Source organism: Streptomyces sp. NPDC028368 (assembly GCF_055565615.1).
Window position 1 is genome coordinate 39,503 of sequence record NZ_JBVHTY010000020.1, and the last position, 13,227, is coordinate 52,729.

Annotated in this window: 15 protein-coding genes and 1 pseudogene; 8 read left to right on the forward strand and 8 right to left on the reverse strand. The window is 69.5% G+C overall.

The window, feature by feature from the left end; translation table 11 throughout:
* Nucleotides 1-38 precede the first annotated feature (38 nt).
* Complete coding sequence (locus ACZ4S3_RS34290; RefSeq protein ID WP_467941650.1) at nucleotides 39-722, forward strand: TetR/AcrR family transcriptional regulator; 684 nt, start codon at nucleotides 39-41, stop codon at nucleotides 720-722.
* A gap of 223 nt (nucleotides 723-945) precedes the next feature.
* Here ACZ4S3_RS34290 and ACZ4S3_RS34295 read toward each other — a convergent pair whose 3' ends face one another.
* The gene (locus ACZ4S3_RS34295) at nucleotides 946-2,430 is read right to left on the reverse strand and encodes a serine hydrolase domain-containing protein (RefSeq protein WP_467941652.1); all 1,485 of its coding nucleotides are present in this window, start codon (nucleotides 2,428-2,430) and stop codon (nucleotides 946-948) included.
* Between the two features lie 239 nt (nucleotides 2,431-2,669).
* Here ACZ4S3_RS34295 and ACZ4S3_RS34300 point away from each other — a divergent pair, with 239 nt between their 5' ends.
* On the forward strand, nucleotides 2,670-3,413 hold the full coding sequence (locus ACZ4S3_RS34300; RefSeq protein ID WP_467941654.1) for a TetR/AcrR family transcriptional regulator: 744 nt from the start codon (nucleotides 2,670-2,672) through the stop codon (nucleotides 3,411-3,413).
* Between the two features lie 5 nt (nucleotides 3,414-3,418).
* On the opposite strand, the gene ACZ4S3_RS34305 is transcribed toward ACZ4S3_RS34300, so the two are convergent.
* Nucleotides 3,419-4,414 carry a MaoC/PaaZ C-terminal domain-containing protein gene (locus tag ACZ4S3_RS34305; protein ID WP_467941656.1) on the reverse strand — a complete coding sequence of 332 codons (996 nt, stop codon included), beginning with the start codon at nucleotides 4,412-4,414 and terminating at the stop codon, nucleotides 3,419-3,421.
* Between the two features lie 167 nt (nucleotides 4,415-4,581).
* Nucleotides 4,582-4,740 (reverse strand): annotated as a pseudogene (locus ACZ4S3_RS34310) (3-oxoacyl-ACP reductase); the annotation flags it as partial.
* A gap of 406 nt (nucleotides 4,741-5,146) precedes the next feature.
* On the opposite strand from ACZ4S3_RS34310, the gene ACZ4S3_RS34315 reads away from it, so the two are divergent.
* On the forward strand, nucleotides 5,147-7,126 hold the full coding sequence (locus ACZ4S3_RS34315) for an AMP-dependent synthetase/ligase (RefSeq protein ID WP_467941658.1): 1,980 nt from the start codon (nucleotides 5,147-5,149) through the stop codon (nucleotides 7,124-7,126).
* Nucleotides 7,127-7,142: 16 nt separating this feature from the next.
* On the opposite strand, the gene ACZ4S3_RS34320 is transcribed toward ACZ4S3_RS34315, so the two are convergent.
* The 3 genes from ACZ4S3_RS34320 to ACZ4S3_RS34330 all read right to left on the reverse strand — a co-directional run bounded on the left by ACZ4S3_RS34320 (nucleotide 7,143) and on the right by ACZ4S3_RS34330 (nucleotide 7,999).
* Nucleotides 7,143-7,271 (reverse strand): hypothetical protein, encoded by a 129-nt coding sequence (locus ACZ4S3_RS34320; protein WP_467941660.1) that lies wholly within the window; start codon nucleotides 7,269-7,271, stop codon nucleotides 7,143-7,145.
* The gene (locus ACZ4S3_RS34325; protein ID WP_467941662.1) at nucleotides 7,268-7,603 is read right to left on the reverse strand and encodes a hypothetical protein; all 336 of its coding nucleotides are present in this window, start codon (nucleotides 7,601-7,603) and stop codon (nucleotides 7,268-7,270) included. The genes ACZ4S3_RS34320 and ACZ4S3_RS34325 overlap by 4 nt, the downstream gene beginning before the upstream one ends.
* 174 nt (nucleotides 7,604-7,777) lie before the next feature.
* The gene (locus ACZ4S3_RS34330) at nucleotides 7,778-7,999 is read right to left on the reverse strand and encodes a hypothetical protein (protein ID WP_467941664.1); all 222 of its coding nucleotides are present in this window, start codon (nucleotides 7,997-7,999) and stop codon (nucleotides 7,778-7,780) included.
* Nucleotides 8,000-8,108: 109 nt separating this feature from the next.
* On the opposite strand from ACZ4S3_RS34330, the gene ACZ4S3_RS34335 reads away from it, so the two are divergent.
* From ACZ4S3_RS34335 to ACZ4S3_RS34350, 4 genes are all read left to right on the forward strand, one after another.
* Nucleotides 8,109-8,963: a helix-turn-helix domain-containing protein gene (locus ACZ4S3_RS34335; protein WP_467941666.1), complete on the forward strand. Its 855-nt coding sequence runs from the start codon at nucleotides 8,109-8,111 to the stop codon at nucleotides 8,961-8,963.
* Nucleotides 8,944-9,162 (forward strand): DUF397 domain-containing protein, encoded by a 219-nt coding sequence (locus tag ACZ4S3_RS34340; RefSeq protein ID WP_467941668.1) that lies wholly within the window; start codon nucleotides 8,944-8,946, stop codon nucleotides 9,160-9,162. The genes ACZ4S3_RS34335 and ACZ4S3_RS34340 overlap by 20 nt, the downstream gene beginning before the upstream one ends.
* Nucleotides 9,163-9,180: 18 nt before the next feature.
* Entirely contained in the window at nucleotides 9,181-9,726 is a 546-nt protein-coding gene (locus tag ACZ4S3_RS34345; protein ID WP_467941670.1) for a hypothetical protein, read from the forward strand.
* Nucleotides 9,727-9,841: 115 nt separating this feature from the next.
* Complete coding sequence (locus ACZ4S3_RS34350) at nucleotides 9,842-10,084, forward strand: hypothetical protein (protein ID WP_467941672.1); 243 nt, start codon at nucleotides 9,842-9,844, stop codon at nucleotides 10,082-10,084.
* 437 nt (nucleotides 10,085-10,521) lie between these two features.
* Here ACZ4S3_RS34350 and ACZ4S3_RS34355 read toward each other — a convergent pair whose 3' ends face one another.
* Entirely contained in the window at nucleotides 10,522-10,725 is a 204-nt protein-coding gene (locus ACZ4S3_RS34355) for a cold-shock protein (protein WP_003984261.1), read from the reverse strand.
* Nucleotides 10,726-10,975: 250 nt separating this feature from the next.
* Here ACZ4S3_RS34355 and ACZ4S3_RS34360 point away from each other — a divergent pair, with 250 nt between their 5' ends.
* On the forward strand, nucleotides 10,976-11,866 hold the full coding sequence (locus ACZ4S3_RS34360; RefSeq protein ID WP_467941674.1) for a menaquinone biosynthetic enzyme MqnA/MqnD family protein: 891 nt from the start codon (nucleotides 10,976-10,978) through the stop codon (nucleotides 11,864-11,866).
* 267 nt (nucleotides 11,867-12,133) lie between these two features.
* Here ACZ4S3_RS34360 and ACZ4S3_RS34365 read toward each other — a convergent pair whose 3' ends face one another.
* Nucleotides 12,134-13,180: an alpha/beta hydrolase gene (locus ACZ4S3_RS34365; RefSeq protein WP_467941676.1), complete on the reverse strand. Its 1,047-nt coding sequence runs from the start codon at nucleotides 13,178-13,180 to the stop codon at nucleotides 12,134-12,136.
* Between the last annotated feature and the right edge of the window lie 47 nt (nucleotides 13,181-13,227).

The window sequence follows — 13,227 nt, forward strand, 5'->3', positions numbered from 1 at the left end:
ACTTTGCAGTAAAGGGGCGGGATGGAAGGACATTCAGCGTGGGCGCTGTGAAGAGCAAGCGGGTGCCGCGGGCGGTCCGGGAGCAGCAGATGCTGGACGCGGCGGTGCGCACGTTCGCCCGCCGCGGTTACCGGGCGGCTTCGATGGATGAGATCGCCGAGGCCGCCGGGGTTTCCAAGCCGCTGGTCTATCTCTATCTGCATTCGAAGGACGAGCTGTTCAGTGCGGTCATCCGGCGGGAGTCGGCGGCGCTGGTGGAGGCCGTGACGGTGGCCGTCGAGCCGGGGGCGTCGGCCGACCGGCAGCTGTGGAGCGGGCTGAAGGGCTTCTTCGCGCACACCGCCGAGCATCCGGACGGCTGGGCGGTGCTGCACCAGCAGGCGCGTACGCACGGTGAGCCGTTCGCGCTCGAAGTGGCCGCGATGCGGGCCGAGATCGTGGAGTTCGTTACGGGGCTGATCGGCGCGGCCGCCAAGGAGGCGGGCTGCGCCGGGGAACTGGCCGACCGCGAGGTGGCGGGCCTCGCGCATGCGCTGGTCGGCGCGGCCGAATCGCTCGCCGAGTGGGCCAACGGCCCTACGGGCGACGGGGCTTCGGGCGACGGGGCTTCGGGGCAGTGGGAGCGCCCTGCGGCGAAGGACACGGTGGCTACGCTGATGAACTTCGCGTGGGCGGGGTTGGGCCGGATGACGGGCGGCGAGCGCTGGACGCCGGGCGGCTGACGCCGGCGGGCGCATCCGGGGGGCACGGTGACTGAGAGCGCCGGCGTGGCAGGTCTGCGGGGCTGATCGGTGCCCCCGGCCAGGGCTCGCGTCTCGATGTGCGCGGTGCGGCGCCCATCGGCGGCTCCGATGCACACAAAGCTGTTTCCGGGGCAAGGTCGAATCCATCGGAAGAATGGGCCGAGCTCTCCTGGCCGTAAGGACCAGGCGCCGGCCGCTGTTGTCACGCGGACTTGGCCGTGGCCCGTACGCCGAAGTGGACGTACCGGGAGCCGTCCGGCAGGGCGTAGAACACCACCGGTATCCAGCTGTCCTTCTCGCTGCGGCGTCCGGCGAACACCGTCTTCGACGGCGTGTCCGACACCGGGAGAAGGTTCCAGAAGAGGGGCTCGAAGGTGTCCTTCAGGCCGTCGGCGCCCTCGTACTTGACCTGTAGCACGCCCTCGCCGGCGGGCCGGTCCGTGACGGTCATCAGGAATCCCTCACGCCGGTAGCTGCCCACGAACGGCGCCGGGTCCACAGCCAGTTCCTCTTCGGCCGGTCCGAATGCCGGCATGGTCACCCCGGCCAGCTCCGCGGTCAGCTCGCGGCACAGCGTCTCGAAGACCTTCGGCGCCGCACCTCCGCCGTTGGTCAGAAGGGCGATAGCGATGCCCTTCTCCGGGATGGCGCGCAGATAGGCGAGCTGCCCGAACGTGCTGCCGTCGTGGCCGAATCCGCGTACGCCGTCCCATTCGAAGAGCCCCCAGCCCAGGCCCCAGTGGGCGCCGAGGAACCACTGGTCGGGCATCTCGACCTCGCGCGTCAGCATCGCCTCGACGGCCTCGGCCGACATCACTCGCGTGCCGTCCGGTGCCGTGCCGCCGTCGACGAACAGCCGGGCGAAGCGGGCGACATCGGCGGCGGTGGCGCTGATCCCGCCGTACGGACCCGCCGAGCGGGGCAGCATGTTCCACAGCGGGGTGGGGGCCGGGTCCTCGCCGGGATCGCCCATGTGCCCCATTGCGGCGCGGAAGCGCAGCACTTCCTCGGGCAGTGTCATGGTGTGCTCGAGCCCGAGCGGGGCGTAGATCAGGTCCTTGAGGGCCTCGTCCCAGGTCTTGCCGGTCAGCACCTCGACGATGCGGCCGAGGACGTTGTAGCCGGTGCTGGAGTAGGACATGGTCGCGCCGGGCGGGTTGGTCATGCCGACGTTCTTGGCGCCCTCGACATAGCGGGCGAGGCAGTCGTCTCCCCGGCCGGTGTCGCTCACGAAGTCGCCCTGGATGCCGCTGGTGTGGTTGAGCAACTGCCGCGGGGTGATGGTTTTGGTGGCTTCCGCGTCGGCGACGGCGAAGTCCGGCAGTACGTCGATGACCGGCGCGTCCAGATCCAGCTTCCCCGCTTCCGCGAGCAGCACGACAAGCGCGGCGGTGTAGCCCTTGCTGACCGACCCGATCTGGAACACCGAATCCGTGGTCACCTCCACCCCTGTCTCCGTGTGGAGCACCCCGGCGGCCAGCTCGTGAATTTCCCCGCCGGCGAGCACGGCCAGCGCGGCGCCCGGCACGCGGTGGGTGGCCAGGAGCGTGTCCAGCCGGGCCTGCCAGCGAGCGGCGTCAAAGGGCGAGAGGGAAGGAGAGGGGGAGGGGGAGGGAGAGGGAGAGGTTGAGTGCGGGGGCGAGGGCAGGGGCGTGGGGGTGTCGTCGGTCTTCAGGTTCTTCGGCATGGCAGTTCCCCGATTCGTCGTCATTCGTCAACGGTCTGTGGTGGTGCGGTAGTTGACGCTCGGTCGTGGCCCGGTCGTCGCGCGCCCTGTCGAACGCTGTGCGTAACTTCGAACGCCGCTCGGCGTCACGTCGAACACTGTACGGTCGCCGAACAGTGTGCGCAAGTGCGCACGATGTACGAACTGGAGCTACTCTGATCGCCGAGCCGAAGACCGAGAGACGAGAGAGAGGGGGCCGTATGCCGGTCGACAAGAAGCAGCCGATCCCGTCGGTATGGACGCGCCCGCAGCGGCGCAAGCGCGAACAGCCCGCGCTGAGCCGGAATCAGATCGTGGCGGAGGCCGTCCGGCTGCTCGACGAGGAGGGCATCGCCGCCCTGAGCCTGCGGCGTCTCGGCACCCGCCTGAATGCCGGGGCCACGTCGTTCTACTCGCATGTGGCCAACAAGGACGAGCTGATCGAGCTGGTCGTGGACGAGGTCTACGGCGAGATCGAAGTGCCCGAGGCCGGAGACCCGGCCGACTGGCGCCCGTGCGCCGTCCGCTGCGCCGAGAGCCTGCGGGTGACGATACTGAAGCACCCCTGGATGGCCTCGGTGCTCGGCGAGGTCGGGATGTCCCAGCTCGGACCGAACCTGATGGGGGTGTCCGAGGGCATGCTCGCGATCTTCAGGGAGGCGGGCCTCCCGGCGGGCGAGGCCGACCTGGCCGTGTCCACGCTCACCGCGTACGTCATCGGCATGACGATCAGCGAGGCCTCCTGGCTGACGACGCTCTCCCGCAGCGGCCAGAGCGAGCAGGAATGGGTGCAGCAGCTGTGGCCGGCGGCCGAGGAGGCCGCCCAGGGCCACCCCCAGCTGCAGGAGCAGTACGCCGCGCTGCGCAGCAAGGACCCGCGCGAGATCCGCGACGGGAAGTTCGACTACGGACTCCAGCGGGTCCTCGACGGCCTGGCGGGATCAATCGGCGACGTCAGTGGTTAGAGGCGTCAGTGGTTAGAGGCGTCGGTGGCGTCGGTGGTGTCGGTGGCGTCGCTGGTTCCGGTGGGGTGGGTGACGCTGGTCGCATCGGGCACCTCGGCCACCTCGGCCGCAACAGGTAGGCGCTGGAGCTCCACCTTTCCGGAGAGATGCCACCGCGGCCGCTCGGCTGTTCCGCCCCGGAGTTGGAAGGCGCAGCCCGTACCGTCCGCCGCGTCCTGTTGGGCGTACGAGACGGTGGCGGGCAGCAGGACCGGGGCCCGGAACGCGGCCACGAGCCGTACGGACTCGGCCTCCACCGGGACGGACTCCGCGGCGCACCGGGCGGCGGTCCACATGCCGTGGGCGATGGCGCGCGGGAAGCCGAGCGGGCGGGCGGTGAGGGGGTGGAGGTGGATGGGGTTGTAGTCGCCGGAGACGGCGACGTGGCGGCGGCCGAGGTTGGCGGGTAGCGGCCATTCGGCCCGTACGGGGAGGTCCGGCCGTGGCTCCTCGGACGCCGCGGCCCCGTGCCCGTCGGCCGCCCCGTGCTCGTCGCCCACCCGGTGCCGCGCCAGATAGCCGCTGCGGTCCACCCACACCAGCCGCCCCGCCCGCCGCACCTCCGTCGTCATCACGACCTCCGTGCCGCGCCGGTGCGCCCTCAACCCCTCGGCATGCACCGCCAGTTCGAGCCGGTCATCGACATGCAGCGGTGCGTACTGCTCGATCTCGAGCGTGGTGTGCACCAGCCCGAGCAGCGGCAGCGGGAAGGCTCGGGCGCTCATCAGGCGGGCGGCGAGCGGGAAGCCGAGGATGTGCGGGTAGGTGACGGGTAGCGGGCCGGCGGTGGCAAAGCCGCAGACCCGGGCGTACGCGGCGACGTTGGCCGGGTCGATCCGGGCGGCGGGCAGGACGAGGCGGGTGGGCGGCAGCGTGGCCTCCGGGTGCGGACGCTTGCCGATGCCGGTCAGTACGCCCTTGCCGAGAGCGGGCACCAGCCGCGGCGCCCGGCGAAGCGGCACATTCGCCGTGGTTGTGGTTGTGGTTGTGGCCGTGGCGGCAGCTGCAGCGGCAGCTGCAGTCGTCGCTGTCGCCGTGGACGGGGGCGCGTCACTCATCGGGCCCCCAGCAGGCTCTGCCCGCACACGCGGACTATCTGGCCGTTGACGCCGGACGAGGCGGACATTCCGACGGCGGACTTTCCGGCGGTCAGATACAGAACCGGCCAGGCCGGACCGGGGTGTTCGGGGCTCCAGCGGCGCGGCGGGGTCGGCTGCGGCAGGCCGAGGCGGTGGGCGAGGAAGCGGCCGGGGCCGGAATTGGTGAGACGAAGGTAGCGATCGGGCATTGGCCAACTCCTGGTCCTCGCGTAAATTTACTTCGAAGTAAGGTTACTGATGGGTCAGGAGTTGGTCGAGGATGAGCGCTCCCAGCGGGCCGGCGGCGGGACCTGCGGCGCGATCGGTGTCAGGGCCTGCGACAGGGCCGACGACGGGGCCCGCAACGGGCCCGACCACCCTCGGCTCAACTAACGGCCGTATATGGCCCGTTGCGGTCATCGACGGCAGCCGTCCCCCGCCTGCCCCGCGCCCCTCCTGAGGGCTGTCCCGCCCGCCCGCGCCCCCTCGCACCAAGAACGCGCCGCCACGTCGCAGATTCGCAGACTCGCCATTTCGCAGACCCGCAGTTCGCCGCCTCGCCAATTCCCCAATTCGCCGACTCGCAGATTTCGCGGAAGGAATGAGGAGCCGCCCGTGTTCAAGCAGGAAAGCGCCGCCCCAGGAACCGAAGCCACCGCCGGAGCCCCGGCCTCACCCCCCGTAGAGCCCACCCCCGTAGAGCCCACCCCCGTAGAGCCCACCCTCGTAGAGCCGCACAAGACCGTCCTCGACGGCATCGTCCGCGAGGCCTCCGTCCCCGCCCTCGCCCCGCCCGTCCGCACCGGCTCCCTCGGCGACCTCCCCTTCACCAACGCCGCCGAGGCCCCCGCCGACGTCGTTCTGGCCCGTAAGCAGCCCAGCGGAGCCTGGCGAGACATCACCGCCGCGGAGTTCGCCGCGGAAGTACGGGCCGTGGCCAAGGGCCTGATAGCGCATGGCCTGAACCCCGGGGACCGCCTCGCGATCATGGCCCGTACGACATACGAGTGGACCTTGATCGACTTCGCCGCCTGGGCCGCCGGCCTGGTCACCGTCCCCATCTACCCGACGTCCTCCGCCCATCAGGCGCAGTGGATCCTGCACGACTCCGGCGCCCGCGCCTGCGTCGTGGAAAACGTCGAGGAAACCCGTCTGATCAGCGGCATCCGCACCGAACTCCCCGCCCTCGACCACCTCTGGCAGTTCAACACCGGCGCCGTCTCCCACCTCACCTCCGCAGGCCGCGACCTCCCCGACGAGGCGGTCGACCAGCGCCGCGCCGCCGTCGGCCCGGACTCCCTCGCCACCCTCATCTACACCTCCGGCACCACCGGCCGCCCCAAGGGCTGCGTCCTCACCCACGCCAACTTCTTCGCCGAGGTCGACAACTCCATCGAGCTCCTCCACCCGGTCTTCAAGTCGGTCAGCGCCGAACCCGCCGCCACCCTCCTCTTCCTCCCCCTCTCGCATGTCTTCGGCCGGATGGTCGCCATCGGCTGCCTCCGGGCCCGCGTCCGCCTCGGCCACGCCCCCAGCATCCAGACCGACGACCTGCTGGCCGACCTCGCCACCTTCCGGCCCACCTTCCTCCTGGCCATCCCCTACGTCCTGGAGAAGGTCTTCAACACCGGCCGCGCCACCGCCGAGAAGATGGGCCGCGCCGCCTCCTTCGACCGCGCCGCCCGGATAGCCCGCTCCTACGGAGAGGCCGTCGAGGCCCAGGAACATGGCACCGGCTCGGGCCCCGGCCTCGCCCTCAAGGCCGCCCGCAAGCTCTACGACCCCCTGGTCTACCGCCGTATCCGCGCCGCGCTGGGTGGCAGGGTCCGCTACGCGATCTGCGGCGGCTCCCCACTGGGCCACCGCCTGGCCGCCTTCTACTCCGGCGCCGGCATCGAGGTCTTCGAGGGCTACGGCCTGACGGAGACGACGGCCGCCGCGACCGTCACTCCGCCCCTTCGCCCCCGCATCGGCACGGTTGGCTGGCCGCTCCCCGGCGGCGCGGTCCGCATCGCCGGCGACGGCGAGATCCTGCTCCGCGGCGGCCATGTCTTCACCGGCTACTGGGACGCGGGGCGCGGCGCGGCCACGCCAATGACCGACCAGGACGGCTGGCTGGCCACCGGCGACCTCGGCGCCCTGGACTCCGACGGCTACCTCACCATCACCGGCCGCAAGAAGGAGATCATCGTGACCACGGGCGGCAAGAACATCGCGCCCGCCCCTCTGGAGGACCGCCTCCGCTCGCACCCCCTCGTCGGCCAGTGCATGGTCCTCGGCGACAACCGCCCGTACATCACCGCACTGATCACCGTCGACCCCGACGGCCTCTCGCACTGGCGTCAGATGACCAAGAAACGCGACGTACCGCTCCCGGAGCTCCTCCGCGACGAACGCCTCCTCGCCGACCTCCAGCACGCCGTCGACGACGCCAACAGCCTGGTCTCCCGTGCCGAGTCCATCCGTCGCTTTGCCGTTCTCCCGGCCGATTTCACGGTGGAAACCGGCCATCTCACCCCGTCTCTGAAACTCCGCCGGGCCGCCGTCACCCGCGACTTCACCAAGGAGATCGAGGCCCTGTACGAGCGGACCTGACCGCACGGGCACCGGCTCACCGCCGCCCGCCGCCCCCGGACGACCACCTGTTCAGCCGCCGCACGCTCGCCACCAGCGCCGCCCGCCGCCCGCCCTCATCCGGCCGCCCCTCCCCCTTCTCCGTCTCCGTCTCCTCCTCGCTCACCGTGCCGGCACCTCCACCCCGTGGATCCAGCGCGGCCCGGTGTCGATCCCATGGACGGCGAGCCACAGGTCCCGCCGTCGCTCCCGCTGCGCCCGCCGCGTGCGCCGCAGCTGCCACTCCTCGTCGGTCAGCAGATACGGCCGTACGAGGCAGCTGTCCTCACCGCGCAGCGGTTCCTCGGCGGGGCGGCGGAACCTGCGCTGCGGGGGTACCGAGGGGGCGGCGCGGCGCGGGGCGGCGTACGGGGTGCCGGTCGACGTCCGGTGCTTCCCGCGGGCCGGAAATAACCAACACACCAGCGGCGCCAAGATCATTCGGATAAGGTCGGTCATGCTTCTCAACCTCCAGGGGGTTGATGGCCACGCCCCCGGACCGGTTGCACGGTCGCGGGGGCTTTCCTGGCTGTCGTACGAAAGAAGGGGCCTCCCTGCTCTGGAGCCGGGAGGCTCGGCGCGTCAGACTGGAACCCCCGTGTCACCTCTGTGGGGGAGGTGGCACGGGGCCTGTCATTGCGCGGCGGCCTTACGGAGCGCGGCGGTCAGCTTGCGGGCCGTAGCGGTGTTGCAGTTGCCGAGCGCGATGAGCGAGATGCGGTAGCTGCCCGCATAAGCCGGCAATTCGATGCCGAGGGACGGCAGCGTGACGCCGTTGGCCGCGAGCGCGGTGCGGAGGGCTTCGGCGCAATCGTCGACGTCGTCGTGCATGTGGTCGTGGCCGTGATCGGGCATGGATATGACTCCCTGTGCGCATTGTGACGAACTGCTCACAGAGTGCCGTGGTGCGACGTAGCGTGGAAGGGATTTCCTTTTCGCTGTGCGACCCGTGGAACGGTGAAAAATGCCTGCACGCAAGGACGTTGACGGATCGGCGAGTGTCCCCGCCTTCTACGGTTCCGAGTTGCGCTGGAAGCGCGAGGATGCAGGCCTCACCCTCCAGGCGGCCGTCAAGGGCAGCTACTACGCGCCGAGTTACCTGAGCGAGATCGAACGCGGGCTACGGCGCATGCCGTTGGATCTGGCCGTCCATGTGGACCGGGCGCTGAAGACCGACGGGTTCTTCGAGCGGCGCTGCAAGGATGTACGGAAGGCGCGGCGGACCGGGCACGCCGAGTACTTCGAGAAGGTCCTGGAGGCGGAGAAGCACGCGAAGGCCATCGAGGAGTGGTGCCCCAGCGTCATCCCCGGGCTCCTGCAGACCGCAGCGTACGCGCGGGCGGTGGTGCGGGCGACGCACCCGCTGGTGCCCGACGAGGAGGTGGCGGAGAAGGTCGATGCCCGGATGGCGCGGGCACGTCTCTTCGAGGACGACCACAAGACCCCGATGTACTGGTCGATCCTGCATGAGTCGCTGCTACGGCACCCCATTCTCCCGCCGGAGGAAATGGCCGAACAGCTCGACAGCGTTGCTGCGTTGGCGAGGCGACGGCGGATTGTTCCACAGGTTCTTCCGTGGAATAGGGGGCCGCATCCCTTCATGCTGGGCACGGTCATGGTCATGACGTTTCCCGATGCCCCGCCGCTGGTCTATACGGAGTCGCTGCACAGCGGCGCCACCATCGACGATCCAGCACTCGTGGAGGAGTACCGCAAGTCGTACGATCTGCTCAGGGCCGCCGCACTGCCGCCTGAGGCGTCCCTGGCCATGATCGAGGCTGCGGCAGAGGACTATCGAAATGGCAAGCAGACAGATTGACTTGGGCGCCGCGGCCTGGTGCAAGAGCAGCTACAGCAACGGTTCCGGCGGCAACTGCGTCGAGGTCGCCGACAACTTCCCCGGCCTCGTCCCCGTCCGCGACACCAAGATCGCCCCCCACGGCCCGGCCGTCATCATCCCCGCCGGTGCCTGGAGCCGCTTCGTCGCAGCCGTCAAAGACGACACGTTCCAGGCCTAGAGCAGGGACCAGCGACCAGTGACCAGCGACATGGACCACATGGAATACGAGGAAGTCTTCACCTACGCCTGGCACGACGACGGCCCGTCGGCGCAACGCTCCTCGGCGCAACGTCCCTCGGCCCTTTCCGTGGCATACGAGTCGACCGACACCGAAACCGACACCGGACGGCGATGGCTGCTGGTGGCCCGCCACAGCAACCCCCGCTTCACTGAGATCCTGCCGTTCGACAGCGTCGCGCATGTCCGGGAGTTCGCCCAGGCCATGTTGGACCTGCCGAAGTCGGCCGAGCCCTACGACCGGGAGCTCACCTTCTCGGAGGCCGACACCGGGCCGGTGACCCCGGAGGAGCCCACGAAGCGGACCCTCGTCGCCATGCTGTCGGTCTTCCGAGAGCTGGCTGACGGGCTCCGGCCGGGCCTGAACTACCAGTCGTTTTACGAGTTTTCCGGAAAGCTCAACGTGACCGCCCTGGGAATGCAGGTCTGCTGCGACGACGCCGACCTCGACCGCCTCCACGCCGAGGCAGGCGCCCTGCTCGCGGCGCTGGACAACGCCGCCTGAGCCCCGTTCCCGGCCCGCTGTCAGACCCCCTTGTTACCGTCGAGAACGTCACGAACGTCACGAACGTCACGAACTTCACGGACTTCTTGACGAACTTCACGGGGGAGACGGCCAGATGAACGGAAACGACACACGACGGCTCGGGGTCCACGCCTACGACCGGTGGACGGCGATGTGGAGACGATGCCCGTACGCCATCATCGCGGGCCGGCACGGGAGGCGCTTTGGCCTGCGTTTCTCGCCTGAGGGGACGGCGGTCGTGGACCTCGCACTCGTCGACGGCGTACCGACCGGCCTGGTCGCCCGCCCCTACCAAACCAGCTTCACGGATGAGGACGGCCGGACCATCTCTCGCTAGTACGGCAATCAGGCATCCCGCCTGTCGAAGGCTCCGACGAGAGCCGATCTCGTCGGGGCTGGCATCACTGTCCTCGGCGCTCTTCCGCGCCCTTCCCCGTCAGCTCGGGTTGAGCTCTCCCTTCCACAGCTCGCGCTAACGGGAGAGGTAAGGGGACCGGTCAGGAGTTCGGTCAGGAGTTCGCTCGGGAGTTCGCTCAGGCGGGGTGCGTACCGCGTGGTTGTCGGCTCTGCGCGGAAGCGCCATTCCGCTTCCACTTCCGCGTTCGCGGTTTCTCGTTAAGCGGTGTTCATTGCGCGTGCGGGCGAATTTCATGTAGCGGCCATTCGGTGCACGCGGCGCCCAGATCAAAGGCAGGAGCCCCGTCTCCCCACCGAAGTGGAGGAGCGGGGCTCCTTGGGTACTGCTAGATCGACCTAAAGGTCGGTCCGGGCAACTCAGACCGGCGTAACGTTCTCCGCCTGCGGGCCCTTCGGACCCTGCGTGACGTCGAAGTTCACCTGCTGGTTCTCCTCGAGGGAGCGGAAACCAGAGGCGTTGATCGCCGAGTAGTGGACGAAGACATCCGGGCCGCCGCCGTCCTGGGCGATGAAGCCGAAGCCCTTTTCAGCGTTGAACCACTTGACGGTTCCGGTAGCCATAAGCCCTCCTTGGGCCAAAGGGTTGCCCTGCTCCAGAACCTGCAAACAAGTCTGAAAACTACAAAAGCCTGCGGGTCACATGCTCCGCAGGCTCTGTACTGCAAGGGAAACCAAACTGCAACTTGCGCTGAGCGTAGCATGGTGCGCTCGTGAGGCGGAAGAGCCAAAGATCACGTTTAGTTGAAGGCGGCAGAGGCCATATGCAGGCCCCGCCGCGCCGGCCCAAGGGCGGCGGGTCTAGCCTCCGCATGTGGACAATTCAACCTTTGGAGACGCACCCGCAGACGCTCCGACCGGCCACCGCCGGATCCGGCCGCGGGTGGGCCACATCCAGTTCCTGAACTGCCTGCCCCTCTACTGGGGCCTCGCCCGTACGGGCACCCTGCTCGACCTGGACCTCACCAAGGACACCCCGGAGAAGCTCAGCGAGCAGCTGGTCCGCGGCGAGCTGGACATCGCTCCGGTGACCCTGGTCGAGTTTCTGCGGGCCGCTGATGATCTTGTTGCGTTCCCCGACCTTGCGGTCGGCTGCGACGGGCCCGTCATGTCCTGCGTGATCGTCTCGCAGAAGCCGCTGGACCAGTTGGACGGCGCCCGGGTGGCCCTCGGGTCGACCTCGCGGACCTCCGTACGGCTGGCGCAGCTGCTGCTGGCCGAGAAGATCGGCGTACGGCCCGAGTACTACAGCTGCCCGCCCGACCTCGGGCTGATGATGCAGGAGGCGGACGCTGCGGTGCTGATCGGTGACGCCGCGCTGCGAGCCAATCTGCACGACGGTCCCCGGCTCGGCCTGGAGGTGCACGACCTCGGGCAGATGTGGAAGGACTGGACGGGGCTGCCGTTCGTCTTCGCCGTATGGGCGACCCGGCGCGAGTACCTGGAGCGCGAGCCGCTCGTCGTACAGAAGGTGCACGAGGCGTTTCTGGCCTCCCGCGATCTGTCGCTGGAGGAGGTCGGCAAGGTCGCCGAGCAGGCGGCTCGCTGGGAGACGTTCAACGAGCCGGTGCTGGAGCGTTATTTCACGACGCTGGACTTCCGGTTCGGGGCCGAGCAGCTGCGGGGCGTCACGGAATTCGCCCGCCGGGTCGGGCCGACGACCGGGTTCCCGGCCGATGTGAAGGTGGATCTGCTGGGGGCCTAGCCGGCACCCGCTGCATCCTCTGGGTGCGCCTTGTCGATCACTGACACCCGTAGGGGGTCGTCGAACGCATGCCGTAGGGGATGCACGCGCCCGCTGCGGGGCCACAACGTGACGGGCCGGGGCGGGTATTCCAGGCGCACCGCGTGAGCGGTATTCCGGGGCGCACCGCGTGAGCGGTATTCCGGGGCGCACCACGTGAGCGGCAATCCGGGGCGCACCACGTGAGCGGCAAGATGCTGCCCAGCTAGCGCCTCGGCCACTGTCCAGCTAGCGCCCCGCGGTTGGTGTCGGACCCCGTAGGACCTTGCTGATGGCCTCCAGGGTGGTTTCCCGCATGCCGCGGACATAGCTCTTGGCGTTGTGGCTGCCGCCCTGGATGACGTGGAGCCGGGCCTTGACCGGGCCCCTTCCGTACTCGCGTACGAAGCGCTCCAGGTTTGCCCGGCCGCCTTCCTCGCTGCCGATCTGGAGCTCGAGGTAGACGGGGGGAGTGTGGGGGCGGGCGGCGAGCTGCCGGGCCAGCAGTTCGGGGTCGTTCGCCCGCATCTCCTTCTCGTGGCCGCGCCAGAGGGGGGAGTCCGGGCGGGTGTCGGGACCGCTGGCGATCACCGCCTTGAAGCGGTCCGGATGCTGCAGGACCTGCTTGAGGCCGACGAAGCCGCCGGAGGAGGAGCCCATGAAGGCCCAGCCGTCGCGGGTGGCGAACGTCCGGAAGTTGGCCTTGACCAGGTCGGGGACGTCGTCGGAGATCCAGGTGCCCATCTTCGGCTGCCCGGGGATGTCGCTGCCGTCGTAGTAGTGGTCGGCGTCCGGGTTGAGGACGGGCATGACGACGAGGAAGGGCTTGCTCCGGCCGGCCGCCGCCATGTCGCTGATGGTGTTCTGGAGCTTGAGGTCGGTGCCCATCCAGTAGTTCATGGGGTGGCCGGGGCCGCCGGGGAGCGCGATCAGCACCGGGAAGGCGCTGTTGCGGTAGCGGTCCTCGTAGTACTCCTCGGGCGCCCAGACCCACACCTTGCCGGTGAAGCCGGATTTCTTGCCGTGGAGCGTGGTGACGCCGATCCTGGTGCCGTCGGCGAGGGTGTTGGCCGTACGGAATTCCGCCTGGGGGCCGGTGGGCAGGCGGACGGACGGGTCGGCGGGAGCGGACGCTTTGGCGGGCGGACCGAACGACATCGGCTCGCCGTTGTCGGAGAAGACGCCGAGGCGGATCAGGACGGGGACGGCTGCGCCGAGGACCAGGACCGCGAGGGCTGCCCCGATGAGGAGCCGCCGCTTTCTGCGTGGGGGGTGCGGACGGTGCGGGTGGTGCACGGACGTACTCCGGGACGATTCATGCTGCCGCGGTGGGCAGGATGGGC